A 26461-nucleotide genomic window follows, 5' to 3' on the forward strand; every position below is an offset into this window, starting at 1 on the left:
GCCGCTCGAAAGGTCAGCGGGTCACTTGCCGCCGTTGATCACGGACTTCTTGACGGCGCCGTCCTGGGCGCCCCACTTCTCGAGGATCTTCTGGTACTCGCCGTTGGCGATGATCGCGTCCATCGCGGCCCGCAGCGCGTCCCGCAGCTGGGTGTCCTTCTTGGCCACGGCGATGCCGTACGGCGCCGCCTCGACCTGGTGACCGACGGTCTCGAAGTCCTTGCCACCGCCGGAGGTCTTCACCGCGTAGGCGGCCACCGGGAAGTCCGAGGAGGCCGCGTCCACACCGCCCGAGCGCAGCCGGGTCTGGGACTGCTGGTCGTCGTCGAAGGCCTCGATGTTGATCTTCTTGCCGCCCGGACACTTCTTGCTCTCCTGCTTGGCCAGGTCCTCCGAGACCGTGCCGCGCTCGACGGCGAGCTTCTTGCCGCACAGGTCCGACCAGCCCTGGATGCCCCGGGTGTCGCCCTTGCGGGTGTAGATGGAGACACCGGCGGTCAGGTAGTCGACGAAGTCGACACCCTCGCCGACCTTCTTGCCCGTGTCGGGGTCGACGCCCTCCTGACGGTTCTTGTTGTCGGTCATCGCCGACATCGCCAGGTCGTAGCGGCCCGAGCGCAGACCGGTGAGCAGGGCGTCGAAGGTGCCGTTGTCGAACTGGAACGTGACGCCGAGCTGCTTGCCCATGGCCGCCGCGAGGTCCGGGTCCAGGCCGGCCACCTTGCCGGAGGAGTCCTTGAACTCCACCGGCGCGTAGGCGATGTCCGAACCGACCTTGATCGTGCCCTTGTCGCGGATCTCCTTGGGGAGCTTGTCGGCCAGCGGGGCGCTGCCCGCGGACGCGCTGCCGGAGCCGTTGTCCTTGGTCTGGTCACCGCAGCCGGTGAGCAGCAGGGCGCCTGCGACCGCGATCGCACCGACCGCGGCAAGACGGGAGTGCGCGGCGGTGGTACGACGGGTGGAGCTTGCGGTCATCGTGGTTCCTCCGGCGGATGGGAAGAGTTGCCGATGGGTCGACGGAAACACACACCTTCGGGTGTCGCGACCTCGTGGGTTTACGGCATCTTGCCATTCGGGCTACGCCATTCAGGGGCGTCGTCATGTCAAAATCGGATAACGGGTGACCCCCGAACCGCATCAGGTCGGTACATCCCCGGTCCATCACCACCGAACCATCTTCGGTAATCCAGCTCAAGTGCCGGAAAATCTTCATCCCGTCTCACGATGTGATCATCGGGCTCTGTCCCCTCACCCCCGGACGGGCCCGGCGCGCCGCCGCCCACGCGTCATCGCCGCGTGGGTTTCCGGCGCCGGGATGTGACCTTGCGCCTATTGGACTCGTCGTGGGCGCCGTCCGTCCGGTAAGAAGGTTCTTTACACCCCTCATCCGGGGCTCAGGGCGCGTGTGCGGCGCGCCCGTCGCGTATGTGCTCGTACGTATCCGCAATCGAGCCTTGCGCGGTGCCCGCCCGCTCCTCACCAGGAGTGGTCGACCCTCAAACCATGCATAGCTAAGGGGTAATACAAAGTGGCAGCGGAGATCGTCAATCCTCGCAGCGACAGCAGTACGGATCAGGACGGCGGGGCCGAGCCCCTCGATTCCTTCGACCCGGCGTTCGCGTTGCACCGCGGCGGCAAGATGGCCGTGCAGGCCACCGTGCCGATCCGCGACAAGGACGACCTTTCCCTGGCGTACACGCCCGGCGTCGCGCGCGTGTGCACCGCGATCGCCGAGCAGCCGGAGCTGGTCAACGACTACACGTGGAAGTCCTCGGTGGTCGCCGTCGTGACCGACGGGACCGCCGTGCTCGGACTCGGGGACATCGGTCCCGAGGCCTCCCTCCCGGTGATGGAGGGCAAGGCGATCCTGTTCAAGCAGTTCGGTGGCGTCGACGCGGTGCCGATCGCGCTCGCGTGCACCGACGTGGACGACATCATCGAGACCGTCGTCCGGCTGGCTCCCTCCTTCGGCGGAGTCAACCTGGAGGACATCTCGGCGCCCCGGTGCTTCGAGATCGAGCGCCGGCTGCAGGAGCGCCTCGACATCCCGGTCTTCCACGACGACCAGCACGGCACGGCCGTCGTGACGCTCGCGGCGCTGCGTAACGCGGCGCGCCTGAGCGGACGCGAGATCGGGCAGCTGCGGGCCGTCATCTCGGGCGCCGGAGCGGCCGGAGTGGCCATCGCCAGGATGCTGATCGAAGCCGGCATCGGGGATGTGGCCGTGGCGGACCGCAAGGGCGTCGTGTCGGCCGGCCGGGGGGACCTGACTCCGGTCAAGCAGGAGCTGGCCTCCTTCACCAACAAGGCCGGCCTCAGCGGCTCCCTGGAGGACGCGCTCGCGGGCGCGGACGTCTTCATCGGCGTCTCCGGCGGTACGGTCGCGGAGGAGGCCGTGGCCTCCATGGCGGAGGGCGCCTTCGTCTTCGCCATGGCCAACCCCAACCCGGAGATCCACCCCGAGGTGGCCCACAAGTACGCGGCCGTCGTCGCGACCGGGCGCTCCGACTTCCCCAACCAGATCAACAACGTGCTGGCCTTCCCCGGCATCTTCGCCGGCGCGCTGCAGGTGCGGGCCACACGGATCACCGAGGGAATGAAGATCGCCGCGGCGGAGGCGCTGGCCGCGGTCGTCGGTGACGATCTCGCCGCCGACTACGTGATCCCCTCGCCGTTCGACGAGCGGGTCGCTCCCGCCGTGACCGCGGCGGTGGCCGCGGCCGCTCGTGCGGCGGGCGTCGCGCGTCGCTGACGTCGACCCCCGAATGGCCCCGTCCCCCGGGACGGGGCCATTCGCCTGTCCGGCTCCTGCCCGGCTCCCGCCCGATCGGGTGACGAGCGTGGCTGACGGCGCGTGGGCCGAGCGGGTGCCGTCGCGCAAGAGGGCATGTGTCACAGTCCTCCACGGTTCCGCCGGCCGGGCGGCGCACCTATCGTCGAGCCCATGTTCGCTGTCTACGCCGCCCGCATCGACCGCGACCAGCCGCTTTCCGGCCTGGAGTTGGGAGAGCGCCCGGCTCCCGAGGCCCGTCCCGGCTGGAGCACCGTCACCGTGCGGGCCGCTTCCCTCAATCACCACGACCTCTGGTCGCTGCGCGGCGTCGGGCTCCCCCAGGAGCGGCTGCCGATGATCCTCGGCTGCGACGCCGCCGGCATCGACGAGGACGGCAACGAGGTCGTACTGCACTCCGTCATCGGCCAGAGTGGCCACGGCGTCGGCCCGGACGAGCCGCGCTCCATCCTCACCGAGCGCTACCAGGGCACCTTCGCCGAACGGGTCGCCGTGCCGACCTGGAACGTGCTGCCCAAGCCCAGGGAGCTGTCCTTCGCCGAGGCCGCCTGTCTGCCGACCGCGTGGCTGACGGCGTACCGGATGCTGTTCACCAACGCCGGGGTACGCCCCGGGGACTCGGTCCTCGTCCAGGGCGCGGGCGGCGGAGTCGCCACGGCCGCGATCGTGCTCGGCAAGGCCGCGGGGCTGCGGGTCTTCGCCAGCAGCCGGGACGAGGCGCGGCGCAAGCGGGCCCTGGAACTCGGCGCGGTGGAGGCCGTGGAGCCGGGGGCTCGGCTGCCGCAGCGGGTGGACGCCGTCATCGAGACCGTGGGCGCGGCCACCTGGTCCCACTCGGTGAAGTCCCTGCGGCCCGGCGGCACCCTCGTCATCTCCGGTGCCACCAGCGGGGACCGGCCCTCCCATGCCGAGCTGACCCGGATCTTCTTCCTCGAACTGAAGATCGTCGGCTCCACCATGGGCACCAAGGACGAGCTTGAGGACCTGCTCTCCTTCTGCGCAGCGACCGGTGTGCGGCCTGTCATCGACGAGGAGCTGCCGCTCGACCGGGCCCGCGAGGGCTTCGAACGGCTCGCCGCGGGGGAGCAGTTCGGAAAGATCGTGCTCACCAACTCCTGAACAGCGGTCCCCGTGAGCGGGGGTCGCCGGGCGGGCCCGGAGCGCCGGGCCCGCCTTTTTCCTGCCCGACCTGTCAACTGGGATTGACAGCAGCGCCCCTGTCAATCTAAGTTGACATCATGACGGAGGCAACCGAACTCGCCGAGCGTGCCGGCGACCGTGACCCGCGAGTCGGGCTGCGGGCCGTGGCCGCGCTGCGCAGGCTGCTGGAGCAGCTGGAGGCGGTACAGGTGCGCAGTGCGCGCAATCAGGGCTGGTCGTGGCAGGAGATCGCCGCGGAGCTCGGTGTCAGCAGGCAGGCCGTGCACAAGAAGTACGGGAGGCGTTGATGTTCGAACGGTTCACGAAGGATGCCCGGGCCCTGGTCCAGGGTGCGTTCGCACAGGCCGAGGAGGACGGCGCCCGGTCGGTCGGCGCCGGGCATCTGCTGCTCGCCCTGCTCGACACGGAGGGCGGCCGGGCGTCCCGCGCACTGTCCGCCCTCGGACTCGCCGAGCGCCGGGACTCGATACGGCGCGCCCTCGGCGAGGCGCGGAGGCGGGCGGGACTGAGCCGCGCCGACACCGACGCGCTGGCCGGGCTGGGGATCGACGTGTCGGAGATCATCGCCCGGGTGGAGGAGGCGCACGGCGTCGGGGCGATGTCCGAGAGTTCGCGGGTCATCGGCCGACGTGACGGACGCCGGCCGGTTTTCGGCCGGGACGCGAAGGGCGTGCTGGAGCGGGCCCTGCGGGCGGCGGTGGGGCACGGGGACCGGCACATCGGCGCTGAACACCTCCTGCTGGCGCTGACGGTCACGCCGGGGGCGGCCGCCGAGGTGCTGGCCGAGCACGGGGCGACGTACGAGGCGGTGAGGAGGGTGCTGTACGGAGTGACGGCGGAGGCGGAGTAGGACCTGTCGTCGCATTCCCGTCGTCGCCCCAAGGGCGGACGGGAATGCGACGACAGGCCATGGTTCCCGCCGCGCGGCGGTCGGTGTCAGGGGCCCGGCCGGCGGAGCAGGGCCGTGATGTGGGCCGCCGCCGTCGACAGATGGTGACGGGCGTCGTGGAGCTGGTCGGGGCCGATGCCGTTGTCCCTGGCCGCGTCGCGGATGTCGTCGCGGAAGCGGTCCAGCAGACGGTCGAGGTCGCGCGGCGGATCGCCGGTGAAGTCCTCGTGCGCCCATGAGGGTTCGTACGCGGCCGGGAAGTCCTCCGGGGTGGTGGAGTAGTGGGGTCCGGACGCCGGCGCCGACCCTGCCGTACCGGCGGAGGCGCGGCCGAAGGGGCCCCGGTCCTTGACGAAGTCCTTCCCGAAGTCCTTGCCGAACTCGCTGAACTCCTTCGCCAGTTCGGACAGGCCCTCACGCACTCCGGTCGGCCAGTCCCCGCGGGTGAAGTGGTCCTGTACGCGGTCCTGGACCTGCCGGGCGATCCGCTGCATCTCCTCCTGTGCCTGCGCCCGCGCCCGCGACTGGGCCTCCTGGGCCTGGCGGCGGGCCTGCTGGGCCTCCTCGCGGGCCCGGCGGCTCTCGTCCTTGGCGCGGCGGGCCTGCTCCTTCCACTCCTGCCGGGCCCGGCGCATCTCCTCCTTGGCGGCGCGCCAGGACTCCTTGTCGCCGAAGTCGCCGTACTCCCCGAAGGGTCCGGTCGCGCCGCCCGACGCCTTGCCGTCCCGCCGGGCCTCGGTGGCCGCCGCCCGCATCTCGCGGCGCAGGTCGCCCGCGGCGCCGCGCACGTCGGCCTTCATCTCGGCGGCCAGTTCCGCGACCGACTCCCGGATCTCCAGCTCCAGATCGGCCAACTCGCCGCCGCGGTCCGCCAGTTCGGCGCGGCCCGCGTCCGTGATGGAGTACACCTTGCGGCCGCCCTCGGTGGTGTGCCGGACCAGGCCCTCGGCCTCCAGCTTGGCCAGACGGGGGTAGACCGTGCCGGCCGAGGGGGCGTACAACCCCTGGAAGCGCTCCTCCAGGAGCCGGATCACCTCGTAGCCGTGGCGCGGGGCCTCGTCGAGCAGCTTGAGCAGGTAAAGGCGCAGGCGGCCGTGGGCGAAGACGGGGGGCATGTCAGAGCACCTTCTTGTCGGTCGAGCCGTCGGCCGGGGCGGGAACGGTGCCGGCGCCGCTGTCCGTGTCGCGCGGGGTCCCGGCCTCCCAGGGGGCGCTCTCCTCGTCCCGCGGCGGACGGCGCAGCAGGGCGATCGAACCCGAGACGGTGGTGGCGCGGAGCTTGCCGGTGCCCGCGCCGAGCCGACCGGTGACCTTGTGGGCGCCCCACTGGCCGTGCACCCGCAGCCCGTCGAAGGCGTTGGAGATCGTGCCGCTCGCCGTGTTGGCCTCCACCTCGGCGTCCGCCGGGTGCGGCAGCCGGACGGCGATCTCGCCGGAGACGCTGGCGAGGCTGACCTCCGTCGGCCCCTCCGGGTCCAGGGCGACCATCATGGAGCCGCTGACGGAGTCGGCGCGGACGGAGGGGCCGGAGCCCTCGACCACGGTGAGGTCCCCGGAGACCGACTTGAACCGCAGGGTGCCGGTGACCGCCTGGGCCTCCAGGTTCCCCGAGACGGTGTCCGCCTGGACCGGGCCCGAGACGCCGACCAGGGTGGTGTCACCGGTCACGCCCTTGATCGTGGCCTGGCCGCGGATGCCGGAGACGACCGCACCGGCGCCGACCACGCCCACCTCCACGCGGGTGCCGGTCGGGACCGCGAGGGTGACGACGGCGCTGCGGTTCCAGCCCTTGCGGTCGAGCCACTTCAGGAAGCCCTTCCAGGGCAGGTCCTCGTAGGCCACGGTGAGGGTGCCGCGCCGCTCGGTCACGAGCAGGGGCGGACCCTCGATCTCCGAGACCTCCAGCCGGGCGGGACCCTCGTCCGTGCCCACGATGTTCACCGTGCCGTTGACGACGCGGACGCGCAGCTCGCGCACCTCGGTGTCGAAGGTCAGCTTCTGCGGCTCGGCGACGGACCACTCGGACATGGGACCTCCTGGGCAGCACGGATGACGGGACGGATCGCGACACGCCATATCGCGTTCTCTGAGAAACACGATATATCGTGGACGAGGGAAGTCAAGACACCGTCACTCGCCCGTGGGACACAGCGCCCGACTCGTGCAAGAGCGCGCCAGGGCGCCCGGCTCGTGGAAGCGCCCTGCTCGTCCGAGCCGTCCGGTCGGCAGGCGGTGTGGGCGGACTACTCGTCGTCCTCGTCGTCCAGGCGGGCGAGCCAGGTCGCCAGACGCTCCACCGGGACCTCGAAGTCGGGGTTCAGGTCGACGAACGCGCGCAGCTGCTCGGCGAGCCACTCGAAGCTGATCTCCTCCTCACCTCGCCGCTTCTGCAGTTCTTCGATGCCTCGGTCGGTGAAGTACACGGGTGCTCTCCTGTGAGTCGGCCAGGGCCGGAGGCCGGGGGTCGATGCACTCCAGGGTATGCGGCGCCCCGCGCCGGAAGAGCCGAAGGGCCCGGCCCCGGTCCGTGCGGACCGGGGCCGGGCCCCTCGTGTGCGTGCCGGAGGCCTAGGCCTCGAACACCTCGCGCATCAGCTGTTCCTGCTCGGCCTGGTGGCGCTTGGCGGAGCCCACCGCCGGGGACGAGCCGTGCGGACGCGAGATGCGCCGCAGCCGCTCGCCCGCCGGGATGTCCGCGCCGACCGCCAGGTCCAGGTGGTCGATCAGGTTGAGCGCGATGAACGGCCAGGCACCCTGGTTCGCCGGCTCCTCCTGCGTCCACAGGTACTTCTCGGCGTTCGGGTACTTGTTGACCTCCGCCTGGAGCTCGGCACCCGGCAGCGGGTACAGGCGCTCGATGCGGATGATCGCCGTGTCCGTGGCGCCGCGCTTGCGCCGCTCGGCCTCCAGGTCGTAGTAGACCTTGCCGGCGCAGAAGACGACCTTGCGGACGGAGGCCGGGTCGACCGTGCTGTCACCGATGACGGGACGGAACTCGCCCGTGGTGAACTCCTCCGCCTTCGAGGCCGCGGCCTTCAGACGCAGCATCGACTTCGGGGTGAAGACGACCAGCGGCTTGTGGTGCGGGTTGTGCACCTGCCACCGCAGGAGGTGGAAGTAGTTCGACGGCAGCGTGGGCATCGCGACCGTCATGTTGTTCTGGGCGCAGAGCTGGAGGAACCGCTCGGGACGCGCGGACGAGTGGTCCGGGCCCTGGCCCTCGTAGCCGTGCGGCAGCAGCAGGGTGACGCCGGAGGTCTGGCCCCACTTCTGCTCCGCCGAGGAGATGAACTCGTCCACGACCGTCTGCGCGCCGTTGACGAAGTCGCCGAACTGGGCCTCCCACATCACCAGCGCGTCCGGGCGGGCCAGCGAGTAGCCGTACTCGAAGCCCATCGCCGCGTACTCGGACAGCAGCGAGTTGTAGACGTTCAGGCGGGCCTGGTCCTCGGAGAGGTACTGCAGCGGGGTGTACTCCTCGCCGGTCTCCCGGTCGATGAGCACCGCGTGCCGCTGGCCGAAGGTGCCGCGCTGGGAGTCCTGGCCCGCCAGGCGGACCGGGGTGCCGTCCAGCAGCAGGGAGCCGATGGCGAGGGTCTCGCCCATGCCCCAGTCGATCGTGCCGTCCTCGACCATCGCCGCACGGCGCTGCAGCTGGGGGAGCAGACGCGGGTGGACGGTGATGTGGTCGGGGACGTTGACCTGGGACTCGGCGATCCGCTTGACGACCTCCGCGGAGATCGCGGTCGGGACCGCGACCGGGAAGCCGTCCTGCGGCGCCTGGGTGTCGTCGGCGGCCGGCTGCGAGGTGGCCTCGCGGACCTCGGTGAAGACCTTCTCCAGCTGGCCCTGGTAGTCCTGCAGGGCCTGCTCGGCCTCTTCCAGGGTGATGTCGCCCCGGCCGATCAGCGACTCGGTGTAGAGCTTGCGCACCGAGCGCTTCTTGTCGATCAGGTCGTACATCAGCGGCTGGGTGAAGGCCGGGTTGTCGGACTCGTTGTGACCGCGGCGGCGGTAGCAGATGAGGTCGATCACCACGTCCTTGTTGAACGCCTGGCGGAACTCGAAGGCCAGACGCGCGACCCGGACGACGGCCTCGGGGTCGTCGCCGTTCACGTGGAAGATCGGGGCCTCGATCATGCGCGCCACGTCCGTGGCGTACATCGACGAACGCGAGGACTCGGGAGCCGCGGTGAAGCCGACCTGGTTGTTGATGACGATGTGCACGGTGCCGCCGGTGCGGTAGCCGCGCAGCTGCGACATGTTCAGGGTCTCGGCCACCACGCCCTGGCCCGCGAAGGCCGCGTCGCCGTGGATCGCCACCGGCAGGACCGTGAAGTCCGTGCCGCCCTTGTTGATGATGTCCTGCTTGGCGCGGGCGACACCCTCCAGGACCGGGTCGACGGCCTCCAGATGGGAGGGGTTCGCGACCAGGCTGACCTTGATCTGCTCGCCGTCCAGGCCGGTGAAGGTGCCTTCGGCGCCCAGGTGGTACTTCACGTCGCCGGAGCCGTGCATCGACTTCGGGTCGAGGTTGCCCTCGAACTCGCGGAAGATCTGCGCGTACGACTTGCCGACGATGTTCGCCAGGACGTTCAGCCGGCCGCGGTGGGCCATGCCGATGACGACCTCGTCCAGCCGCGACTCGGCCGCGGAGTCGATCACCGCGTCCAGCAGCGGGATGACGGACTCGCCGCCCTCCAGCGAGAAGCGCTTCTGGCCGACGTACTTCGTCTGCAGGAAGGTCTCGAAGGCCTCGGCCGCGTTCAGCCGGCGCAGGATGCGCAGCTGCTCCTCGCGCTCCGGCTTGGAGTGCGGGCGCTCGACGCGGTCCTGGATCCACTTGCGCTGCTTGGGGTCCTGGATGTGCATGAACTCGATGCCGGTGGTGCGGCAGTACGAGTCACGGAGCACGCCGAGGATGTCGCGCAGCTTCATCATCGACTTGCCGGCGAAGCCGCCGACGGCGAACTCGCGCTCCAGGTCCCACAGGGTGAGGCCGTGCTCGGTGATGTCCAGGTCGGGGTGCTTGCGCTGCTGGTACTCCAGCGGGTCGGTGTCGGCCATGACGTGGCCGCGGACCCGGTAGGAGTGGATCAGCTCGAAGACGCGGGCGGCCTTGGTGACGTCGTCGTCGTGGCTGGCGTCGATGTCCTTGAGCCAGCGGACCGGCTCGTAGGGGATGCGCAGCGCCTCGAAGATGTCGTCGTAGAAGCCGTTCTCGCCGAGCAGCAGGTTGGCGACCTGGCGCAGGAACTCGCCGGAGGCGGCGCCCTGGATCACCCGGTGGTCGTAGGTCGACGTGAGCGTCATGACCTTCGAGATGCCGAGCTTGTTCAGGGTGTCCTGGCTGGTGCCCTGGAACTCCGCCGGGTAGTCCATGGAGCCCACGCCCATGATCACCGACTGGCCGGGCATCAGCCGCGGCACGGAGTGGACGGTGCCGAGGCCGCCGGGGTTGGTCAGGGAGACCGTCACGCCGGTGAAGTCGTCCATCGTCAGCTTGCCGTCGCGGGCGCGGCGGACGATGTCCTCGTAGGCCTGCCAGAACTCGAAGAAGTTCAGCGTCTCGGCCTTCTTGATGGCGGCCACGACGAGCTGGCGGTCACCGTTCGGCTTGACCAGGTCGATGGCCAGGCCGAGGTTGACGTGCGCCGGCTTGATCAGCGTCGGCTTGCCGTCCTTCTCGCCGAAGGCGTGGTTCATCGCCGGCATGGCCTTGATGGCCTGCACCATCGCGTACCCGATGAGGTGCGTGAAGGAGATCTTCCCGCCGCGGGCGCGCTTGAGGTGGTTGTTGATGACGATGCGGTTGTCGAACAGCAGCTTCACCGGGACCGCGCGCACCGACGTGGCGGTCGGCAGCTCCAGCGAGGCGTTCATGTTCTTCGCGACGGCGGCCGACGGGCCACGCAGCGTCACGTACTCGGGGCCCTCGGGGGCCTCCGCGGCGGGAGCGGCCTTGGCCTTCGGCTGAGCGGGCGCCTGTGCGGGTTGCGCCGGCTTGGCCGGGGCGGCGGGAGCCGCGGTCGCGGCGGGCTTCGCCGCCGCGGGGGCCGGGGCGGCGGCCTGGGGGGCCGCGGGCTGCGCCGGCGGGGCCGGGGGCCGGGACGCCGGAGCCGCGGGCTGCGCCTGCGGAGCCGATGGGGTGGTCCCTGCGGCCCCCGCGGCCGCAGTACCCGCCGGAGCCGGGGTGGCAGGAGCACCCGGCTTGTAATCGGCGAAGAAGTCCCACCAGGCGCGGTCGACCGAATTCGGGTCCTGGAGGTACTGCTGATAGATCTCGTCGACGAGCCACTCGTTGGGACCGAACGCCGCTGCGGGGTTCTTCCCGGTGGCTTGGTCCTCGGTCGAGACGCTCGGGTTACTGGGGGACTGTGGCGACACGGCGGCAACCGCCCTCTTCCGCTTCACAAGGTGATGGACAGCGGGAATAAAGGCTACGCCTCCCAGACCGGGAAGGTCAGGTCGGGCCCGTTCATCGTCGTGTAAGTCACATCAGAAATCTTGTTTCAGGGCTTGATATGGCGGGAAACAAGTGTGGTTCCGCATACGGAAGAGTGCACCGGCACCGGCCCTGCGCGCCTTCGTTCGACGGGTGGCGCGGGCCTGTCCCTGATCACACGTGCCGAGCTGCGCTAAGACGGCGGCGACTGCCGTGGATCTTGTGCTTCCGGTTCGAACTTTACGTCAACTTGAAGCGGAGGGCAGACCCGGAAGGGTGACGATGATCCGACAGCCTCGTTCGGATTCGGCCACACCGATCCGGCCGCCGTGCAGATCCACCGCCCACCGGGCGATCGCCAGCCCGAGTCCCGTACCGCCGTCGCTGCCCGGTCCGTGCGGTCGGGTCACCGCGCCGCGGTTGAACCGCTCGAACACCCGGTGCCACTCCGACCTGGGGATTCCGGGACCCTCGTCCAGGACCTCCAGCTCCAGGGACCGGGGCTGCGGCCCGCGCCGCGCCCGCACCGTCACCCGGCCGTGCGGCGGGCTGTGCTTGACCGCGTTGTCGATCAGGTTGGCGACGACCTGGTGGATGCGCTCCGGGTCGGCGTGCGCCGTCAGCTCCGGCGGGGAGACGTCGAGGTGCAGATGGACGTCCGTACGCGTGTGACCGCCCGAGCCGGAGGCGATCCCCGCGCGCGCGGAGGCGACCATGTTGGCCTCCTTCAGCACGCCCGACAGATACGGCCACACCTCGAACCGCCGCGTCTTCAGCGGTACGACTCCGTTGTCGAGTCGGGAGAGGTCCAGCAGCGTCTCCACCAGCCGGCCGAGCCGCTCGGTCTGCCCCAGCGCCGTGCGCATGGTCTCCGGGTCGGCCTCGGTGACGCCGTCCACGATGTTCTCCAGCACCGCGCGCAGACCGGCGATCGGGGTCCGCAGCTCGTGCGAGACGTTCGCCACCAGCTCCTTGCGCTGCCGGTCCTGGGCCTCCAGCTCGTCGGCCATGAGATTGATCGTCCCGGCCAGGTCGCCCAGCTCGTCCCGGCGGTTGTCGCGCACGCGGCGGGTGTAGTCGCCCTGCGAGATGGACCGGGCGACCGTGTTCATCTCGTCCAGCGGCATGGTGAGCGAATGCGCCACGAACTGCGTGATCAGCAGTGTGGCGATCATCGAGAAGACCGTGATGAAGCGCAGCTCCGTCTTGGTGTGCACCGCGATCATCGACAGACCGGTGGTGATCAGCACCGAGATGACGACCAGCGCGCCCAGCTTGGTCTTGATCGAGAACGGGCGTACGCCGCCCCAGGGGTCCACCCGAGGGCTCCTCCGCGTGGCCTGGCGCCCGCCGCCGCTCATGGTGTCGGCGTCTCCAGCGCGTAGCCCACGCCGTGCACCGTGCGGATCCGCTCGGCGCCGATCTTGCGGCGCAGTGCCTTGATGTGGCTGTCGACCGTGCGGGTGCCCGAGGCGTCCGCCCAGTCCCACACCTCGGCCAGCAGCTGCTCCCGGGAGAGCACCGCGCGCGGGGTGTTCGCCAGGCACACCAGCAGGTCGAACTCGGTGGGCGTCAGATGCACGTCCTCCGACTTCACCCGCACCCGGCGCTGCGCGTGGTCGATCTCCAGCTCGCCGAGGCGCAGGATGCCCGAGCGGGGCGTGGAGGCGGCGATGGTCGCCCGCTCCACGCGGCGCAGCAGCACGTGCACACGGGCCGCCAGCTCCCGCATCGAGAACGGCTTGGTCATGTAGTCGTCGGCGCCGACCCCGAGCCCGACCAGCATGTCGGTCTCGTCGTCCCGCGCGGTGAGCATCAGCACCGGCACCGGCCGCTGCGCCTGCACCCGCCGGCAGACCTCGAGCCCGTCGAAGCCCGGCAGCATGATGTCGAGGATCAGCAGGTCGGGCTGCCAGGCCTCGGCCGTGTCGACGGCGGCGGGACCGTCGCCCGCGGTCTGCACGAGAAATCCCTCGGCACGGAGCCTGGCCGCGATGGCGTCGACGATCGTGGGGTCGTCCTCGACCACCAGCACCCGGCGCTGGGCACCGGGGGTCGTCGTGGCCGCGCCGCTCTGGGAGGTGTGTGTCTGCTCCATCGCCCGCCCCTGTTGTTGCTTTCCGGAATCCGTGGGGTGATCCCATGACTGCGATTGACGCTTGAATGATCTGCGTCAGGGCAGCACATTACGGGGACTCACCGCGCTGTCGCTATCCAGGCCGGACGGCGAGATGAACGACGTCGGGAACGCCCCGGGCAACGGGCACCTCTTCGGTACGCACCTGTCGGAACCCGGCATTCCGCAAGGTTCCTTCAAATTCCGGAGAGGGTCGCGCCGACCACACCGCCAGTATGCCGCCGGGTCTCAACACCCTTGCGCAGGACGCGAGTCCGGCCGCCGTGTAGAGGTCGTCGTTGCCCTCCGTGACGGTCCATCCCGGCCCGTTGTCGATGTCCAGACACAGCGCGTCGAACGTGTCCGAAGTCTCATTGACGTACCTCACGAGATCCGCTTCCACGATCTCGGAGCGCGGGTCGGCGAGCGCGGCGGCGGACAGTCCGGCCAGCGGGCCGTCGCGGTGCCAGTCGACGATGGCGGGCTCGCGCTCCACGACCACGATCCGTCCCCAGCGTGCGTCGGCGGCCGCATGTGCGAGTGAGAATCCCACGCCGAGGCCGCCCAGCAGCACGTCCGGCGCCGGGCGTCCGTCCAGCGCGGCGTGCGCGGCGTCCACCAGCAGGCGCTCCGAGCGGCCGTCGGAAGTGTCCATCAGGAAACAGCCGTTGGCGATGATCTGGAGCAGCGCGCCGTGCCTGCGCAGCACCACCTCGCCGTAGGGGCCGTGGCGCCGGTCGAGGATCACGGGGGAGTCGTGCACGGCGGTCATGGGCCCATCCTGCTTCAACAAGGCCTGGCGTTCACGGGAATTACGGATGACCAGCCGTTCGGCGGAGGCCTCCCGGACGGGGCCCGGACGCAGCCGGAGCGTGAGAGGTTGCTGTGAATCCGCTCTCGGGTGGCGTCGGTCATAGACAGCGGCCCGATGATCGCCAAGGGTGGAGCGCGACGGAAGGAGCGCCTCACCGTGGAACGGATCGCGACGGGCCCCGCGACGGCCATGTCCCCGCCGGGCGCGCCCCTTTCCGGCGCCCCCGCCGCCTTTCCCGCACCGGCGGTCCCCGGACTGCTGGACGGCATGCCGCGCCAGCGCGGCCCGGCGCCCGCCGCCGAGCCGGCCGGCACCGCCCCGGCCGCGCGCTGGTGGCGCCTGCTGCCCATCCCGGCCGGCGCCCCGTTCACCTTCGCCTACGCCGCCCTCCTGGCCGTCACCTCCGTGGTCGCGGCGCTGGCCGACCCTGCCGTCGTGCACGCCCTGCACCAGGACTCCAGCACGGACGTGGCCCATCTGCTGAGCGCCCCCGTGCCGGTGCTGCTGGCGAGCGCGGTGTGGATCGCGGGCGGGGTCGTCTCGCCGTACGCGCTGGCCTTCCTGGTCGTGCTCACCGCGCTGGAGCGGCGGATAGGGGGGACGCGTACGGCCTGTGTGTTCCTCGCCGGGCATGTCCTGGCCACGCTCGCCACCGAGGTCCCGGTGGGCATCGCGGTCCTGTGCGGGCACCTTCCGGGGACCTCCCTGCACCGCCTCGACTACGGCATCAGCTTCGGCGTCGCGGGCAGCGTCGGCGCCCTGGCCGGGCTGCTCGGGCCCTGGCTGCGCTGGCCCCTGCTCACGCTGGTGGGCGGGACGCTCCTGAACGACCTGATCGTCTTCGCGGACCCGATGACCAACTGGGGCCACCTCATCGCCCTCGCGACCGGTGTCGCCGCCTGGCCGCTGGTCCGCCGCTGGCAGCGGACCCCCGCACCGGCGCTCGCCGTAGCCGTACCCCGGTAGACCTCCGCCGGCCGCCGGCGCGACACACCCCGGGGTGGGGCCCGGGCCGGTGGCTTGGTCGGTCCGCGAGCCTTGATCGCCGCCGAGCGCGCTGGTTGTCTGGCCGGCATGATCGAACTCGGACCCGTCGCCTGGCCACCCGCCCCGATCAGGACCCGGAGGCTCGTGATCCGTGAGCCCGAGGCCCGGGACCGCGCGGCGTTCATCGACCTCCTTGCGTCGCCGGAGGTGCACACCTACCTCGGCGGCCCACGCGCGCGTGACGAGCTCGAGCGCGAGATGCCCGAGGTGCCCGAGCGGTGGCCCGGCAGTTTCGTCGTCGATCTCGATGGGGCGATGATCGGCCACATCCTGCTCAGAAGAGCGCACGGGAACCGTCGCCCGGCTGCCGCGGGGAAGGTCGATCTCGGCTACCTGTTCCTGCCGCGCGCGTGGGGACTCGGATACGCCGCCGAGGCCTGCGAGGCGGCCCTGCGCTGGTTCGACGGCGTCCTTCCCGGCGAGCCGGTCGTGCTCCACACCCAGACCGCCAACGTCGGCTCCATGCGCCTCGCGGCGAAGCTGGGATTCACCGAGGTGGAGCGGTTCCGGGCCTGGGACGCCGAGCAGTGGCTCGGCCTGCGATCACCCGGCACGAACTCCGCTCGAGTGCCGGGTCCACCCGCGTAGGGCAATCGACTGTCAGCGACCGATCGCTCAGAGCGAACAGCGGTCTGGGAACAATCATGGGCTCCCCAGCATTGAGTCGGCATAGCTCAAGTTGACTGCCTAAGGGGAGATCATGGCTGCTGAGTCCACGGCGTTCACGCTCGTCCTGCCCGTGCTGCCGCTCGACGACGAGGTCGTGCTGCCCGGGATGGTGGTTCCGCTGGACCTGAGCGACGCCGAGGTACGGGCCGCGGTGGAGGCCGCCCAGGCCGCCGCCCGGTCGGAGCCCGGGAAGCCCAGGGTCCTGCTGGTGCCGCGCATCGACGGGACGTACGCGAAGACCGGTGTGCTGGGCACCGTCGAACAGGTCGGCCGGCTGGCCGACGGCGACCCCGGGGCGCTGATCCGTGGCCGCAGCCGGGTGAGCATCGGCGCCGGCACCACCGGTCCCGGTGCCGCGCTCTGGGTGGAGGGCACCCGCGTCGAGGAGACCGTGCCCGACCCGCTGCCCGGCCAGACCGTCGAACTCGTCAAGGAGTACAAGGCGCTCGCCACCGCCTGGCTGAAGAAGCGCGGCGCCTGGCAGGTCGTGGACCGCGTCCAGGCCATCGACGACGTCTCCGCGCTCGCCGACAACTCCGGTTACTCACCGTTCCTGACCATCGAGCAGAAGGTCGAGCTGCTGGAGACCGCCGACCCGGTGGCCCGGCTGAAGCTCGCCGCGCAGCAGCTGCGTCACCACCTCGCCGAGCAGGACGTGGCGGAGACCATCGCCAAGGACGTCCAGGAGGGCGTCGACAAGCAGCAGCGCGAGTTCCTGCTGCGCCGGCAGCTGGAGGCGGTCCGCAAGGAGCTGCGCGAGCTGAACGGCGAGCAGGAGGGCGAGGAGTCCGACGACTACCGCACCCGCGTGGAGGCGGCCGACCTGCCCGAGAAGGTCCGCGAGGCCGCCCTGAAGGAGGTCGACAAGCTGGAGCGATCCTCCGACCAGTCGCCCGAGGGCTCGTGGATCCGGACCTGGCTGGACACCGTCCTGGAGCTGCCGTGGAACGAGCGGACCGAGGACGCGTACGACATCCAGGGCGCCCAGGCCGTGCTCGACGCCGAGCACGCCGGGCTGGAGGACGTGAAGGAGCGCATCACCGAGTACCTGGCGGTGCGCAAGCGGCGCGGCGACCGGGGTCTCGGTGTGGTCGGCGGGCGGCGCGGCGGTGCGGTGCTCGCCCTGGTGGGCCCGCCCGGCGTCGGCAAGACCAGCCTGGGCGAGAGCGTCGCCCACGCGATGGGGCGCAAGTTCGTCCGGGTCGCGCTCGGTGGCGTCCGCGACGAGGCCGAGATCCGCGGCCACCGCCGTACCTACGTCGGCGCGCTGCCCGGCCGGATCGTGCGGGCCGTCAAGGAGGCCGGGTCCATGAACCCGGTGGTCCTGCTGGACGAGATCGACAAGGTGGGCTCGGACTTCCGGGGCGACCCGGCAGCGGCCCTGCTGGAGGTCCTGGACCCGGCCCAGAACCACACCTTCCGTGACCACTACCTGGAGGTCGAGCTCGACCTGTCGGACGTGGTCTTCCTCGCCACCGCCAACGTCCTGGAAGCCATCCCGGAGGCGCTCGCCGACCGTATGGAGATCGTCCGCCTGGACGGTTACACCGAGGACGAGAAGATCGTCATCGCCCGCGACCACCTGCTCCCGCGCCAGCTGGAGCGGGCCGGCCTCGCCGACGACGAGGTGACGATCGACGAGGGCGCGCTGCGCAAGCTCGCCGGCGAGTACACGCGCGAGGCGGGCGTGCGCAACCTGGAGCGGTCGGTCGCCCGACTGCTGCGCAAGGTCGCCGCACAGCACGAACTCGGCGAGCGCGAGCTGCCGTTCACCGTGCGGGACGAGGACCTGCGGGGCCTGATCGGGCGCCCGCACCACGTGCCCGAGTCCGCTCAGGACCCGGCCGAGCGCCGCACCGCCGTCCCCGGCGTGGCGACCGGCCTGGCGGTCACCGGCGCGGGCGGCGACGTGCTCTTCGTGGAGGCGTCCCTGGCCGACCCGGAGACCGGCGCGGCCGGTCTGACCCTGACCGGCCAGCTGGGCGACGTGATGAAGGAGTCCGCGCGGATCGCGCTGAGCTTCCTGCGCAGCCACGGCGCCGAACTGGAACTGCCCGTGGGCGACCTGAAGGACCGGGGTGTGCACATCCACTTCCCGGCGGGCGCGGTCCCGAAGGACGGTCCGAGCGCCGGCGTCACCATGACGACGGCCCTCGCGTCCCTGCTCTCCGGCCGCCTGGTCCGCACGGACGTGGCCATGACCGGCGAGGTCTCGCTGACCGGCCGGGTGCTGCCCATCGGCGGCGTCAAGCAGAAGCTGCTGGCCGCCCACCGCGCCGGGGTGACCACCGTGATCATCCCCAAGCGCAACGAGCCCGACCTGGACGACGTCCCGGCCGAGGTGCTGGACAAGCTCGACGTCCACGCCGTGACCGACGTGCGCCAGGTCCTGGAGCTGGCGCTCGCGCCCGCCGGGAGCGGGGCGAAGCCGGAGGTTCCCGTGGCGGCGTGACGGACGTCATGGGACGGATGGAGGCCCGGGTTCCGTGAGGACCCGGGCCTTCGCCATGCCGGAGCCCGGTCGGGTCCGGGGGCGGTTCGCCCCCGGACGGGCGGGATTCCCGCGGTGGGCGCTAGCCGTTGGCGAGGGCCTGTACGCGGTCCAGGGCGCCGTTGAACTTGTCGTGGTCGCCGACGGTCGGACCGGAGGAGGTGTACTGCCACATCGTGTAGTACGACCAGCCGGCCGGCAGCGCGCCGGGGTCCGCGGCGTACCGGGCGATCCACAGCGGGTCGTTCGCGGCGAAGCCGGCGTAGTCGCCGGTGCACTGGGTCCACCAGCTGGCGGCGGTGTAGATCACCGGGTAGCGGCCGGTGCGCGCCCTGTAGGTGTTGACGAAGTCCGCGATCCAGCTGGTCATCTGGCTCGCGGTCTTGCCGTAGCAGGCGGCGCCGTAGGGGTTCCACTCGATGTCGAGGGTGCCGGGCAGGGTCTTGCCGTCCCGGGACCAGCCGCCGCCGTGGTCGACGAAGTAGTTGGCCTGGGTCGCGCCGCTGGTGGTGTCCGGGGTCGCGAAGTGGTAGGCGCCGCGGATCATGCCGACGTTGTAGGCGCCGTTGTACTGCTGCGCGAAGTACGGGTTCGTGTAGTACGTGCCTTCGGAGCCCTTCGTGTACGCCCAGCGCACCCCGCTGTTCCACAGGGTCGACCAGGCGACGTTGCCCTGGTAGGCGGAGACGTCCACGCCCTCGGTCTGGGTGGCGTCGCCGGTGCTGGGCGCGGAGCCGTGGCCGTCGTGCGCGAGGACGCCCATCCCCAGGTAGGCGGAGCCGCGGCTGGGCGTGGTCGCGGCCTGGGCGGAGGTGAGGGGCAGCGTGAGGGCGAGCGCCGCGAGCAGGGCCGTGACGAGGGCGGCGAGGGGGCGTGGGTGGGCGGGACCGGGTCTGTGCACGGGCATGACGTGCCTCCGGGTAACGAGGTGGGGGGACCGTGGCGGTGACCGATGCGTGGGGAGTCGTACCACTGGCGTGGGCATGCCATTGGTTGCCTGATAAAGAAGCTACGCACGTAGATGTCGGCGTGGGAAGGGGGTCCGGGCGCCGCCGTTGGTCTACGCCTGCGAAATACTGACCGAGCTGGGGCGATGACGACGCATGACAGAAACTTTCAGGACCGCGAAACCGATCAGGGGTACCGACGTGCACGAGGACGCGAACGGCGACGCGGGAAGCGTCTTGGGCGAGGTGACGCCGAGGGGCCCGGACCAGGAGTTCCTGACGCTGGAGCGCGAGTTGACCGTGCTGCTCCGGCGCGCCCGGGCCAACCAGGGCGAGATGGCCCGCGAGGTCCATCCCGACCTGGAGTCCGCCGCGTACGGGCTGCTCATCCGGCTGGACGAGCTGGGCGGACAGCGGGCCACCGAACTCGCCGCCTACATCGGCGTGGGCAAGGCCACCATGTCCCGCCAGCTACGCGCCCTGGAGGAGCTGGGGCTGATCACCCGCCAGCCCGACCCGGCCGACGGCCGCGCCTGGCTGGTCACCCTCACCGACGAGGGCCGCCGCCGGGTCGGCACGGTACGCGAGGCCCGCCGCGCCCGTTACGTCAGCCAGCTCGCCCACTGGGACCGCCGTGAGGTCGCGGAACTGGCCCGCCTGCTGCACCAGTTGAACGGCGTCATGGAGAGATAGCCCACCGCCCCCCGGGCGACTGGGACGCCCACCGTCTCCCGTCCGGTGCCGGCTCAGGCGTCCCACGGTCCCCCGAGTGACTGGGACGCCCGCCGTCTCCCGTCCGGTGCCGGCTCAGGCGACCATGGCGCGAAGCACCCGACCGGCCCGCCCGAGCCGACACCCCGCGGGCCCCGCGGCCCGCCCCCGGCGCGGATCCGGCCCCCACGGTGCGGCGACCAGCCCCGCCCGGCCCCGGGCCGAGGGGCGCTCGGCCGCCGGACGCCTGGGGCCGTCGTACAGAGCGACGAGCCCGGCCCGCCCCCGGACGCCGCCCTGTCCTGCCCGTCCGGTGACGGCTCAAACGACCAAGGCGCGCAGCGCCTCACCGGACGAGAACCGTCCCGCCCGAGCCGACATCGCGCGGGAATCCTGCCCGCCCCGGTGCGGATCCGGGCCGCCACCGAGCGGCGACCAGCCCCGCCCGGTCCCGGACGTAGAGCGACCAGCTGAGCGCCCCCGATTCGGGTCGCCGGTGCGGCGAGCACGCAGGTTCGACCCGGTACGACTCCGGCCACCACCGCGTATGCGTAGACCTTCCCGGGCCAGCCGGGACCTCCCCGACCCCGCCCGACCCGCCTGGGCTCCACCCGACCCCGCTTGGGACCCGCCGGGACCCACCGGCCCCGCCCGGAACCCACCGGCCCCGCCGGAACCCACCGGCCCCGCCGCCAGGCGCCGCCCGGGCCCACCACACCCCCACCCGGGCCCCCAGGCCCAGGACCCCTCCGGCACGCCAGGCCGCCACCCCGGCTCACAGCTCCACGTACGTCGCCGTCGCGTCGTCGTGGGTCTTGGCGGGGCCGAGGAACGTCCGCTCCTCCTGGTCGGCCGTCTCCAGTTCGCGGACGCGTTCGATCAGCGAGCGGGCGCCGCACTTGGCGACCAGGTCGAACAGGGCCGTCCAGTCGCCCTCGTGGAACGTCTCCGTCCAGCGGGTCGCGCCGTCCGTCAGCGCGGCCAGCGCGCGGACCTCGCGCCGGGGGAGGGTGCCGGTGACGGCGCGGGCCGCCACCGAGGGATCGGCGGCGGCCGTGAAGAAGCCGCCCTCCTTGTTGCGCAGGGTCGCGTCCACCAGGGCGTCGGTGGCCAGGGCGGAGCGGGGCAGCAGGTCGAGCCGGTCGTCCAGCACCGGCGTGACCGTGCCGTCGGGGCCCTGGAGCAGCAAGGCCGAGTCGGAGAGCACCAGATACTCGAACACGGCGGCGGACCACCGGGCCAGGACGACGGTTGCCTGCGGGGTTCGCGGGTGAGAAAGGTCACAGGCGTCCGCGTGCCCCTCGGCGGTGCGGGTGATCGCCTGTGCGAGTACCTCCGACAGCGTCAGATCTCGGCCGGAAACGGACAGTTCGAGCAGCGCGCCGCCGAGCCGCGCGGTGTACCAGGGAACGGAATGCAGACATCCCGTGCCGCCGCTGGGCGGAGTGACCCCGTCCAGGACGATCACGCAACCTCCCTGTCCGGAGGCGGTTAGTCCGACACCGGCGAAGTCCTCGTTGGGGCGAGTGGCGGCGCCGGGTTCCGAGACGAGATCAGTTCGCATCCGGCCAGTCTGCACGAGGCCTTCACAGCTTCCGCGAAAGGCCTGCAAGCGCCGTCGAAACGGGATGCCCCCGCAGGTCAGGCGCCTGATTTGGGAGAAAATGATCTACTCCGGGAAGGCGTGGTGGCGAATACTGCCAAAGCCCGCCGCGCGCGTCCAACCGGCCCGCCGCGCATGGGCCTTCCGGGCACCGCCGGAACTTGCTCGTCAACTCCCCTCCGATGTTCACTCCTTCAGGTGGCGGGTCAGGTGATGCGCGACCACTGCCCACCGGCGCTGGGAGGGTCGGGAACCGTACGAATCGGGTGCACGCACCATGTGGCACCAAGATGACGGGGCGCCACCCGGGCCCTTGGGTATACGAGTTCAGGAATGCGAGCACCGGTGCAGAAAAAGCGGCCTCGGCGCACAGGCAGGCAGACGGCGGCCCCCACGGGGACCGCCCAGCAGACTTCCGTGGGCACCGGCCGCCCCACCCATGTGCGCAACCGGCTCATCGTCGCCGTCGCCGTGGTGGCCGCCGCCGTCGCGGGGGCCGGCGCACCCGCCCTGCTGAGCGCCTCCGCGGACGTCAGCGACTCCCAGCAACTGGTGACGCTGGCCGAACGAACCCAGGACGCGCTGTCCCTCGCGCACGCCCTCTCCGACGAGCGTGACCAGGTCACCAGCTACATCGCGGCCGGCCGCCCCAAGTCCAAGGCGCCCACCGAGGACCGCAGCGCACGGGTGGACCGGCAGGTCGAGGAGCTCCGCGCGCACACCGATACCCCGGCGGCCCTGCGCACCGACCTCGACGGCATCGCCGCCGTCCGCCGGTCCGCGCTCACCGGCAAGAGCACCGCGCTCCAGGCCCACCAGGCCTACTCGCAGACCATCACCGAGCTGCACCGGCTCGCCGGACGGCTGGCCGAGCAGATGCCCCCGAGGGCCGGCTCCGGCGCCTACGCGCTCGCCGAGCTGGACACCGCCGTCCAGCAGTCCGCTGCCGCGCGCGGCCTGCTGCTGGCCGCGCTGAACGTCCCGTCGAACACCCGGACGGTGATCAGCCCCACCACCGGCCTGCCCACCACGGCCAATACCGCGACGGACGCGGACAGGAAGCAGCGCGACGCCCTCACGGCCGCCGCCCAGCAGGCACGGCTGCGGGCCGACGCGAGCCTCGCCGACTTCCGCGCGACCGCCCCCGAGGCGGCCGTCGGCTCCTACGACTCCACGGTCACCGGTCCCGAGGTCAACTCCGCCGAGAAGTACCTCGCCACGCTCACCGACCAGCCGACGCTGGCCGACAGCGAGCTGACCACCAGCACCAAGAAGCTGGACGCGGCCCTGTCCTCCCGTGTCGACCTGATGCGCGGCGCCGAGTCCGCGCTCTACGACCACCGGGTCAAGGACCTCGCCAAGCTGCGGGACGACGACGTCACCGCCCTGGAGATCCGCGTCGCCGTGCTCGGCGCCCTGATGCTGCTGACCATCGGCATCGCCACGGCCATGGCCCGCACCCTCACCCGCCCCCTGTCGGTCCTGCGCCGCGGCTCGGCCCGGCTGGCGCAGGCCGAGGACCCGGCGGCCCAGGAACCCATCGCCTTCACCGGCCGCAACGACGAGTTCGCCCAGGTCGTCCGCTCGGTCAACGCCCTGCACGCCCACGCGGCCGCCCTGCACGAGCGCGTGGCCACCCTGGAGACCGACCGCAAGCACCTGGTCGGTCAGCGGCAGAAGATGGCCGACGCCCGCGAGGCCCTGCGCGCCGAACTCGCCGACTCCGCCGCCCAGCTGGACCGGCTGCGCACCAGCATCGGCTCCACCTTCGTCAACCTCGCCCTGCGCACCCTGGGCCTGGTCGAACGTCAGCTCGCGGTCATCGAGGGCCTGGAGGAGCGCGAGCAGGACCCCGAGCGCCTCGCCACCCTGTTCAAGCTGGACCACTTCGCCACGGTCATGCGCCGGCACAGCGAGAACCTCCTGGTCCTCGCCGGCGCCGAGCACGTCCAGCAGCACCACAACCCGGTCCCGCTGGTGGACGTGGTCCGCGCGGCGGTCAGCGAGATCGAACGCTACGAACGCGTCCGCATCGCCGCCCTCCCCCCGCACGCCCATGTCGCGGGCTTCGCCGCGGACGACCTCTCCCACCTCCTGGCCGAGCTGATGGAGAACGCCACCGCGTTCTCCCCGCCGGACCTGCCCGTCGAGGTCTCCGGCTGGCTGCTGGAATCCGGCGAGGTCATGCTGTCCGTCCAGGACGAGGGCATCGGCATGGCGGGGGAGCGCCTCGGCCGTCTCAACGCGCGCCTCGCCGAGTTCGACCCGCAGTCCCCGTACGACCAGGAGGGCGAGGACGGCCTCGGGCTCGGCCTCTACGTCGTGGCCCGCCTCGCGCATCGGCACGGCACCCGCGTCCAGCTGCGCGAGCAGAAGCAGGGCGGCATCGCCGCGGTCGTGGTGCTGCCCGCCCCGCTGCTCGCCGACGCCCCGCAGGCCGGGCTCCCGGCCCAGGCCACGGCGGCGGGCGGCACGGGCACCTTCTCCCTGCCCGGCGCCGACGCCGAGGCCAACTCCAACGTCCTGCACGCCCGCACCAAGGAGGGCGACGTCCTGGTCGCCCTGGCGGAGAAGGCGGTACGCGACGCCTCCGGCCACCCGGCCGAGGCAGACCGCGAGCACACCCCCGCCGACCCGGCGGAACCGCACGAGCACGCCTGCGCCGACCCGGCCGAGGAGCACCACGAGCGCACCTCCGGCGCCCCCGCGGAGCACGCGGTCCACGAGCAGCACGAGCAGGCGGGCCCGGCGGCCCCCCACCCGGAGACCGGCCCGGACAGCCGTCCGAAGGTCCCGGAGGAGACGCTCGCCGAGACGACGATGGAGCTGCTGCTGCCGGACCTGTCGGCGGCCGAGGCACCGGGCGGGACCCACGCCCCGGCGGCCCCCGGCGGCGGCGACCCCGCGACCGGCGCGGCCGGAGCGGCGACGCAGGAGACGGTGCCGCAGGAGACGGCGACGGAAGACCCCGTCACCAGCAAGGGCCTTCCCAAGCGCACACCCAAGATCACCGCACCGGCCGCACCGCCCCGCCAGCGCAGCACGAGCGTCGACGCCGACGCCCTGCGCCGCCGGCTCGGCGGCTTCCGCCGCGGCGCGGAGGCCGGCTACCGCGATGTGGAGGCGGAGGTCGCCGACCGTACGGCCGGCCACCAGCGGCCGGCCAGCTATGCACACGCCGAAGAAGCCACGGGGGGCACAGCCGAGGAGGCAAGCAGTTGACCGCGCCCAGTACCTACGGACTGAGCAGTGAAGCACGCAACCTGCATTGGCTGCTGACCAACCTGGTCGAGGAAGTACCCGGCATCCAGTCCGTCGCCGTGGTCTCCTCCGACGGTCTGCTCCTGCTCTCGTCCGACCCGGAGCACACGGAGGAGGCCCGCCAGGCCCGCGCCGCCCAGCGCGGCGGCCCGAAAGGCTCCGCCGCCGACCTCGCCACCATCGTCTCCGGCATCGGCAGCCTCACCGTCGGCGCCGCGAAGCTGATGGACTCCGGCGCGGTCAAGCACACGATGGTCGCGATGGAGGAGGGCAGCCTGTTCGTCATGACGATCAGCGACGGCTCGCTGCTCGGTGTCCACGGCTCCGCCGAGTGCGACATGAGCGTCGTGGCGTACCACATGGCCCTGTTCGTGGGCCGGGCCGGCCACGTCCTGACCCCCGAACTACGCTCCGAGCTGAGGCAGTCGCTGGAATCGTCCGAGGGCGCGACGACCGGAGGCGCCCGATGAACGGCACCTCCAGGCTCCCCGTCCGCGGCGGCGACCGCAAACCCGCCCGGGTCCGCCCCTACTCGCTCACCGGCGGCCGTACCCGCTTCGGCCACGTCCTCCTCGTGGAGACGTTCGTGGCCGCGCTGGAGGCCCCCGAGGAGCGCAAGGAACTGACGAACGGCAACCTCGCCACCCGGGTCATGCCGGAGATGCGGGCCATCGTCGAACTGTGCCGCCGTATGCGAACGGTGGCCGAGATCGCCGCGCTGCTGAAGATGCCGCTCGGTGTGGTCCGCGTGCTCCTGAGCGACCTCGCGGACCAGGGAAAGATCCGTGTGTACGGCACCGGAACCGGTCACGGCACCGGCCGCCCGGACCGCGCTCTGCTGGAAAGGGTGCTGAGTGGACTCCGCCGTCTCTGACGCCGCCGCCTCCGCCGTCGGAGGCAACCCCCTCGCCGTCGGACATCTCGAGCCCGACGAGGACCCGAGGTCCTGGCAGACGGACCGCACCCGGGCCCCCATCGCCACGAAGATAGTGGTGGCCGGGGGCTTCGGCGTCGGCAAGACCACCCTGGTCACCTCCGTCTCGGAGATCACGCCCCTGCAGACCGAGGCGCTGATGACCGAGGCCAGCGAGGACACCGACGACCTGTCCGCCACGCCGGGCAAGCTCACCACCACCGTGGCCATGGACTTCGGCCGCATCACGCTCGACGACGACCTGGTGCTCTACCTGTTCGGCACGCCTGGCCAGCAGCGGTTCTGGTTCATGTGGGACGACCTGGTGCGTGGCGCGATCGGCGCCGTCGTCCTGGCCGACACCCGCCGGCTGAAGGACTCCTTCCCGGCGCTGGACTACTTCGAGAGCTGCGGACTGCCGTACGTCGTCGCGGTCAACCACTTCGACGGCAGCGAGCGGTTCGATCCGGAGGACGTGCGGGAGGCGCTGACGATACCCGCGCACATCCCTGTCATGATCATGGATGCGCGGCGGCGAATCTCGGCCATCGAAACCCTCCTGGCCCTGGTCGCCCACGCGCTGGACGAAACCCCCGAGTAGTC

At 71.7% G+C, this 26461-nt stretch carries 22 protein-coding genes; 12 read left to right on the forward strand and 10 right to left on the reverse strand.

Going from position 1 to position 26461, the window contains the following annotated elements:
• Nucleotides 1-21 precede the first annotated feature (21 nt).
• Nucleotides 22-975: an ABC transporter substrate-binding protein gene (locus ACIBA9_RS11525; protein WP_399361874.1), complete on the reverse strand. Its 954-nt coding sequence runs from the start codon at nt 973-975 to the stop codon at nt 22-24.
• A gap of 553 nt (nt 976-1528) precedes the next feature.
• On the opposite strand from ACIBA9_RS11525, the gene ACIBA9_RS11530 reads away from it, so the two are divergent.
• The 4 genes from ACIBA9_RS11530 to ACIBA9_RS11545 all read left to right on the forward strand — a co-directional run bounded on the left by ACIBA9_RS11530 (nt 1529) and on the right by ACIBA9_RS11545 (nt 4802).
• Nucleotides 1529-2752: an NADP-dependent malic enzyme gene (locus ACIBA9_RS11530; protein WP_399361876.1), complete on the forward strand. Its 1224-nt coding sequence runs from the start codon at nt 1529-1531 to the stop codon at nt 2750-2752.
• Nucleotides 2753-2944: 192 nt separating this feature from the next.
• Nucleotides 2945-3910 carry a zinc-binding dehydrogenase gene (locus ACIBA9_RS11535; RefSeq protein ID WP_399361878.1) on the forward strand — a complete coding sequence of 322 codons (966 nt, stop codon included), beginning with the start codon at nt 2945-2947 and terminating at the stop codon, nt 3908-3910.
• Between the two features lie 119 nt (nt 3911-4029).
• Complete coding sequence (locus ACIBA9_RS11540; protein ID WP_129802197.1) at nt 4030-4239, forward strand: helix-turn-helix domain-containing protein; 210 nt, start codon at nt 4030-4032, stop codon at nt 4237-4239.
• A complete protein-coding gene (locus tag ACIBA9_RS11545; RefSeq protein WP_399361880.1) occupies nt 4239-4802 on the forward strand; it encodes a Clp protease N-terminal domain-containing protein in 564 nt (187 codons plus the stop codon). The genes ACIBA9_RS11540 and ACIBA9_RS11545 overlap by 1 nt, the downstream gene beginning before the upstream one ends.
• Nucleotides 4803-4888: 86 nt before the next feature.
• Here ACIBA9_RS11545 and ACIBA9_RS11550 read toward each other — a convergent pair whose 3' ends face one another.
• From ACIBA9_RS11550 to ACIBA9_RS11580, 7 genes are all read right to left on the reverse strand, one after another.
• Complete coding sequence (locus ACIBA9_RS11550) at nt 4889-5956, reverse strand: helix-turn-helix transcriptional regulator (protein WP_399361882.1); 1068 nt, start codon at nt 5954-5956, stop codon at nt 4889-4891.
• Between the two features lies 1 nt (nt 5957).
• The gene (locus ACIBA9_RS11555) at nt 5958-6869 is read right to left on the reverse strand and encodes a DUF4097 family beta strand repeat-containing protein (protein ID WP_399361884.1); all 912 of its coding nucleotides are present in this window, start codon (nt 6867-6869) and stop codon (nt 5958-5960) included.
• Nucleotides 6870-7084: 215 nt separating this feature from the next.
• Complete coding sequence (locus ACIBA9_RS11560) at nt 7085-7264, reverse strand: DUF6104 family protein (RefSeq protein WP_362160473.1); 180 nt, start codon at nt 7262-7264, stop codon at nt 7085-7087.
• A gap of 145 nt (nt 7265-7409) precedes the next feature.
• Nucleotides 7410-11228: a multifunctional oxoglutarate decarboxylase/oxoglutarate dehydrogenase thiamine pyrophosphate-binding subunit/dihydrolipoyllysine-residue succinyltransferase subunit gene (locus ACIBA9_RS11565; RefSeq protein WP_399361886.1), complete on the reverse strand. Its 3819-nt coding sequence runs from the start codon at nt 11226-11228 to the stop codon at nt 7410-7412.
• A gap of 303 nt (nt 11229-11531) precedes the next feature.
• Complete coding sequence (locus ACIBA9_RS11570; RefSeq protein ID WP_362160477.1) at nt 11532-12647, reverse strand: ATP-binding protein; 1116 nt, start codon at nt 12645-12647, stop codon at nt 11532-11534.
• Nucleotides 12644-13384, reverse strand: a complete 741-nt coding sequence (locus ACIBA9_RS11575; RefSeq protein WP_362160480.1) for a response regulator transcription factor — start codon at nt 13382-13384, stop codon at nt 12644-12646. Before ACIBA9_RS11575 ends, ACIBA9_RS11570 begins: the two co-directional genes overlap by 4 nt.
• Nucleotides 13385-13496: 112 nt before the next feature.
• Nucleotides 13497-14174 carry a spermidine synthase gene (locus ACIBA9_RS11580; RefSeq protein ID WP_399361888.1) on the reverse strand — a complete coding sequence of 226 codons (678 nt, stop codon included), beginning with the start codon at nt 14172-14174 and terminating at the stop codon, nt 13497-13499.
• A gap of 198 nt (nt 14175-14372) precedes the next feature.
• Between ACIBA9_RS11580 and ACIBA9_RS11585 the strand changes: the two genes are divergently transcribed.
• The 3 genes from ACIBA9_RS11585 to lon all read left to right on the forward strand — a co-directional run bounded on the left by ACIBA9_RS11585 (nt 14373) and on the right by lon (nt 18384).
• Nucleotides 14373-15182, forward strand: a complete 810-nt coding sequence (locus ACIBA9_RS11585; RefSeq protein ID WP_399361890.1) for a rhomboid-like protein — start codon at nt 14373-14375, stop codon at nt 15180-15182.
• Nucleotides 15183-15290: 108 nt separating this feature from the next.
• The gene (locus ACIBA9_RS11590; protein WP_399361892.1) at nt 15291-15851 is read left to right on the forward strand and encodes a GNAT family N-acetyltransferase; all 561 of its coding nucleotides are present in this window, start codon (nt 15291-15293) and stop codon (nt 15849-15851) included.
• A gap of 112 nt (nt 15852-15963) precedes the next feature.
• The gene (gene lon, locus ACIBA9_RS11595) at nt 15964-18384 is read left to right on the forward strand and encodes an endopeptidase La (protein WP_399361894.1); all 2421 of its coding nucleotides are present in this window, start codon (nt 15964-15966) and stop codon (nt 18382-18384) included.
• Between the two features lie 121 nt (nt 18385-18505).
• On the opposite strand, the gene ACIBA9_RS11600 is transcribed toward lon, so the two are convergent.
• Nucleotides 18506-19330, reverse strand: coding sequence for a lysozyme (locus ACIBA9_RS11600; protein WP_399361896.1), 825 nt, complete (start codon nt 19328-19330; stop codon nt 18506-18508).
• Nucleotides 19331-19571: 241 nt separating this feature from the next.
• On the opposite strand from ACIBA9_RS11600, the gene ACIBA9_RS11605 reads away from it, so the two are divergent.
• On the forward strand, nt 19572-20063 hold the full coding sequence (locus ACIBA9_RS11605; protein WP_399362120.1) for a MarR family winged helix-turn-helix transcriptional regulator: 492 nt from the start codon (nt 19572-19574) through the stop codon (nt 20061-20063).
• A gap of 793 nt (nt 20064-20856) precedes the next feature.
• On the opposite strand, the gene ACIBA9_RS11610 is transcribed toward ACIBA9_RS11605, so the two are convergent.
• Nucleotides 20857-21645 carry a protein phosphatase 2C domain-containing protein gene (locus ACIBA9_RS11610; RefSeq protein ID WP_399361898.1) on the reverse strand — a complete coding sequence of 263 codons (789 nt, stop codon included), beginning with the start codon at nt 21643-21645 and terminating at the stop codon, nt 20857-20859.
• Between the two features lie 384 nt (nt 21646-22029).
• Between ACIBA9_RS11610 and ACIBA9_RS11615 the strand changes: the two genes are divergently transcribed.
• From ACIBA9_RS11615 to ACIBA9_RS11630, 4 genes are read left to right on the forward strand one after another with little or no spacing between them, the layout of a single operon-like run.
• Nucleotides 22030-24906, forward strand: coding sequence for a nitrate- and nitrite sensing domain-containing protein (locus tag ACIBA9_RS11615; RefSeq protein ID WP_399361900.1), 2877 nt, complete (start codon nt 22030-22032; stop codon nt 24904-24906).
• Nucleotides 24903-25415 (forward strand): roadblock/LC7 domain-containing protein, encoded by a 513-nt coding sequence (locus ACIBA9_RS11620; protein WP_399361902.1) that lies wholly within the window; start codon nt 24903-24905, stop codon nt 25413-25415. Before ACIBA9_RS11615 ends, ACIBA9_RS11620 begins: the two co-directional genes overlap by 4 nt.
• The gene (locus ACIBA9_RS11625) at nt 25412-25819 is read left to right on the forward strand and encodes a DUF742 domain-containing protein (RefSeq protein WP_399361904.1); all 408 of its coding nucleotides are present in this window, start codon (nt 25412-25414) and stop codon (nt 25817-25819) included. Before ACIBA9_RS11620 ends, ACIBA9_RS11625 begins: the two co-directional genes overlap by 4 nt.
• A complete protein-coding gene (locus ACIBA9_RS11630; protein WP_399361906.1) occupies nt 25800-26459 on the forward strand; it encodes a GTP-binding protein in 660 nt (219 codons plus the stop codon). The genes ACIBA9_RS11625 and ACIBA9_RS11630 overlap by 20 nt, the downstream gene beginning before the upstream one ends.
• Nucleotides 26460-26461: the final 2 nt, after the last annotated feature.

This window comes from Streptomyces sp. NPDC051452, from assembly GCF_044454765.1.
In the GTDB taxonomy this organism is placed as follows: domain Bacteria; phylum Actinomycetota; class Actinomycetes; order Streptomycetales; family Streptomycetaceae; genus Streptomyces.

Bases quoted from the DNA above. Each gene is read 5' to 3' on its own strand.
- ACIBA9_RS11550 (WP_399361882.1), bottom strand. From the start codon at position 5,956: ATGCCCCCCGTCTTCGCCCACGGCCGCCTGCGCCTTTACCTGCTCAAG.
- ACIBA9_RS11555 (WP_399361884.1), bottom strand. From the start codon at position 6,869: ATGTCCGAGTGGTCCGTCGCCGAGCCGCAGAAGCTGACCTTCGACACC.
- ACIBA9_RS11610 (WP_399361898.1), bottom strand. From the start codon at position 21,645: ATGCGAACTGATCTCGTCTCGGAACCCGGCGCCGCCACTCGCCCCAAC.
- ACIBA9_RS11625 (WP_399361904.1), top strand. From the start codon at position 25,412: ATGAACGGCACCTCCAGGCTCCCCGTCCGCGGCGGCGACCGCAAACCC.
- ACIBA9_RS11580 (WP_399361888.1), bottom strand. From the start codon at position 14,174: ATGACCGCCGTGCACGACTCCCCCGTGATCCTCGACCGGCGCCACGGC.
- ACIBA9_RS11600 (WP_399361896.1), bottom strand. From the start codon at position 19,330: ATGCCCGTGCACAGACCCGGTCCCGCCCACCCACGCCCCCTCGCCGCC.
- ACIBA9_RS11590 (WP_399361892.1), top strand. From the start codon at position 15,291: ATGATCGAACTCGGACCCGTCGCCTGGCCACCCGCCCCGATCAGGACC.
- ACIBA9_RS11540 (WP_129802197.1), top strand. From the start codon at position 4,030: ATGACGGAGGCAACCGAACTCGCCGAGCGTGCCGGCGACCGTGACCCG.
- ACIBA9_RS11545 (WP_399361880.1), top strand. From the start codon at position 4,239: ATGTTCGAACGGTTCACGAAGGATGCCCGGGCCCTGGTCCAGGGTGCG.
- lon (WP_399361894.1), top strand. From the start codon at position 15,964: ATGGCTGCTGAGTCCACGGCGTTCACGCTCGTCCTGCCCGTGCTGCCG.
- ACIBA9_RS11575 (WP_362160480.1), bottom strand. From the start codon at position 13,384: ATGGAGCAGACACACACCTCCCAGAGCGGCGCGGCCACGACGACCCCC.
- ACIBA9_RS11535 (WP_399361878.1), top strand. From the start codon at position 2,945: ATGTTCGCTGTCTACGCCGCCCGCATCGACCGCGACCAGCCGCTTTCC.
- ACIBA9_RS11570 (WP_362160477.1), bottom strand. From the start codon at position 12,647: ATGAGCGGCGGCGGGCGCCAGGCCACGCGGAGGAGCCCTCGGGTGGAC.
- ACIBA9_RS11525 (WP_399361874.1), bottom strand. From the start codon at position 975: ATGACCGCAAGCTCCACCCGTCGTACCACCGCCGCGCACTCCCGTCTT.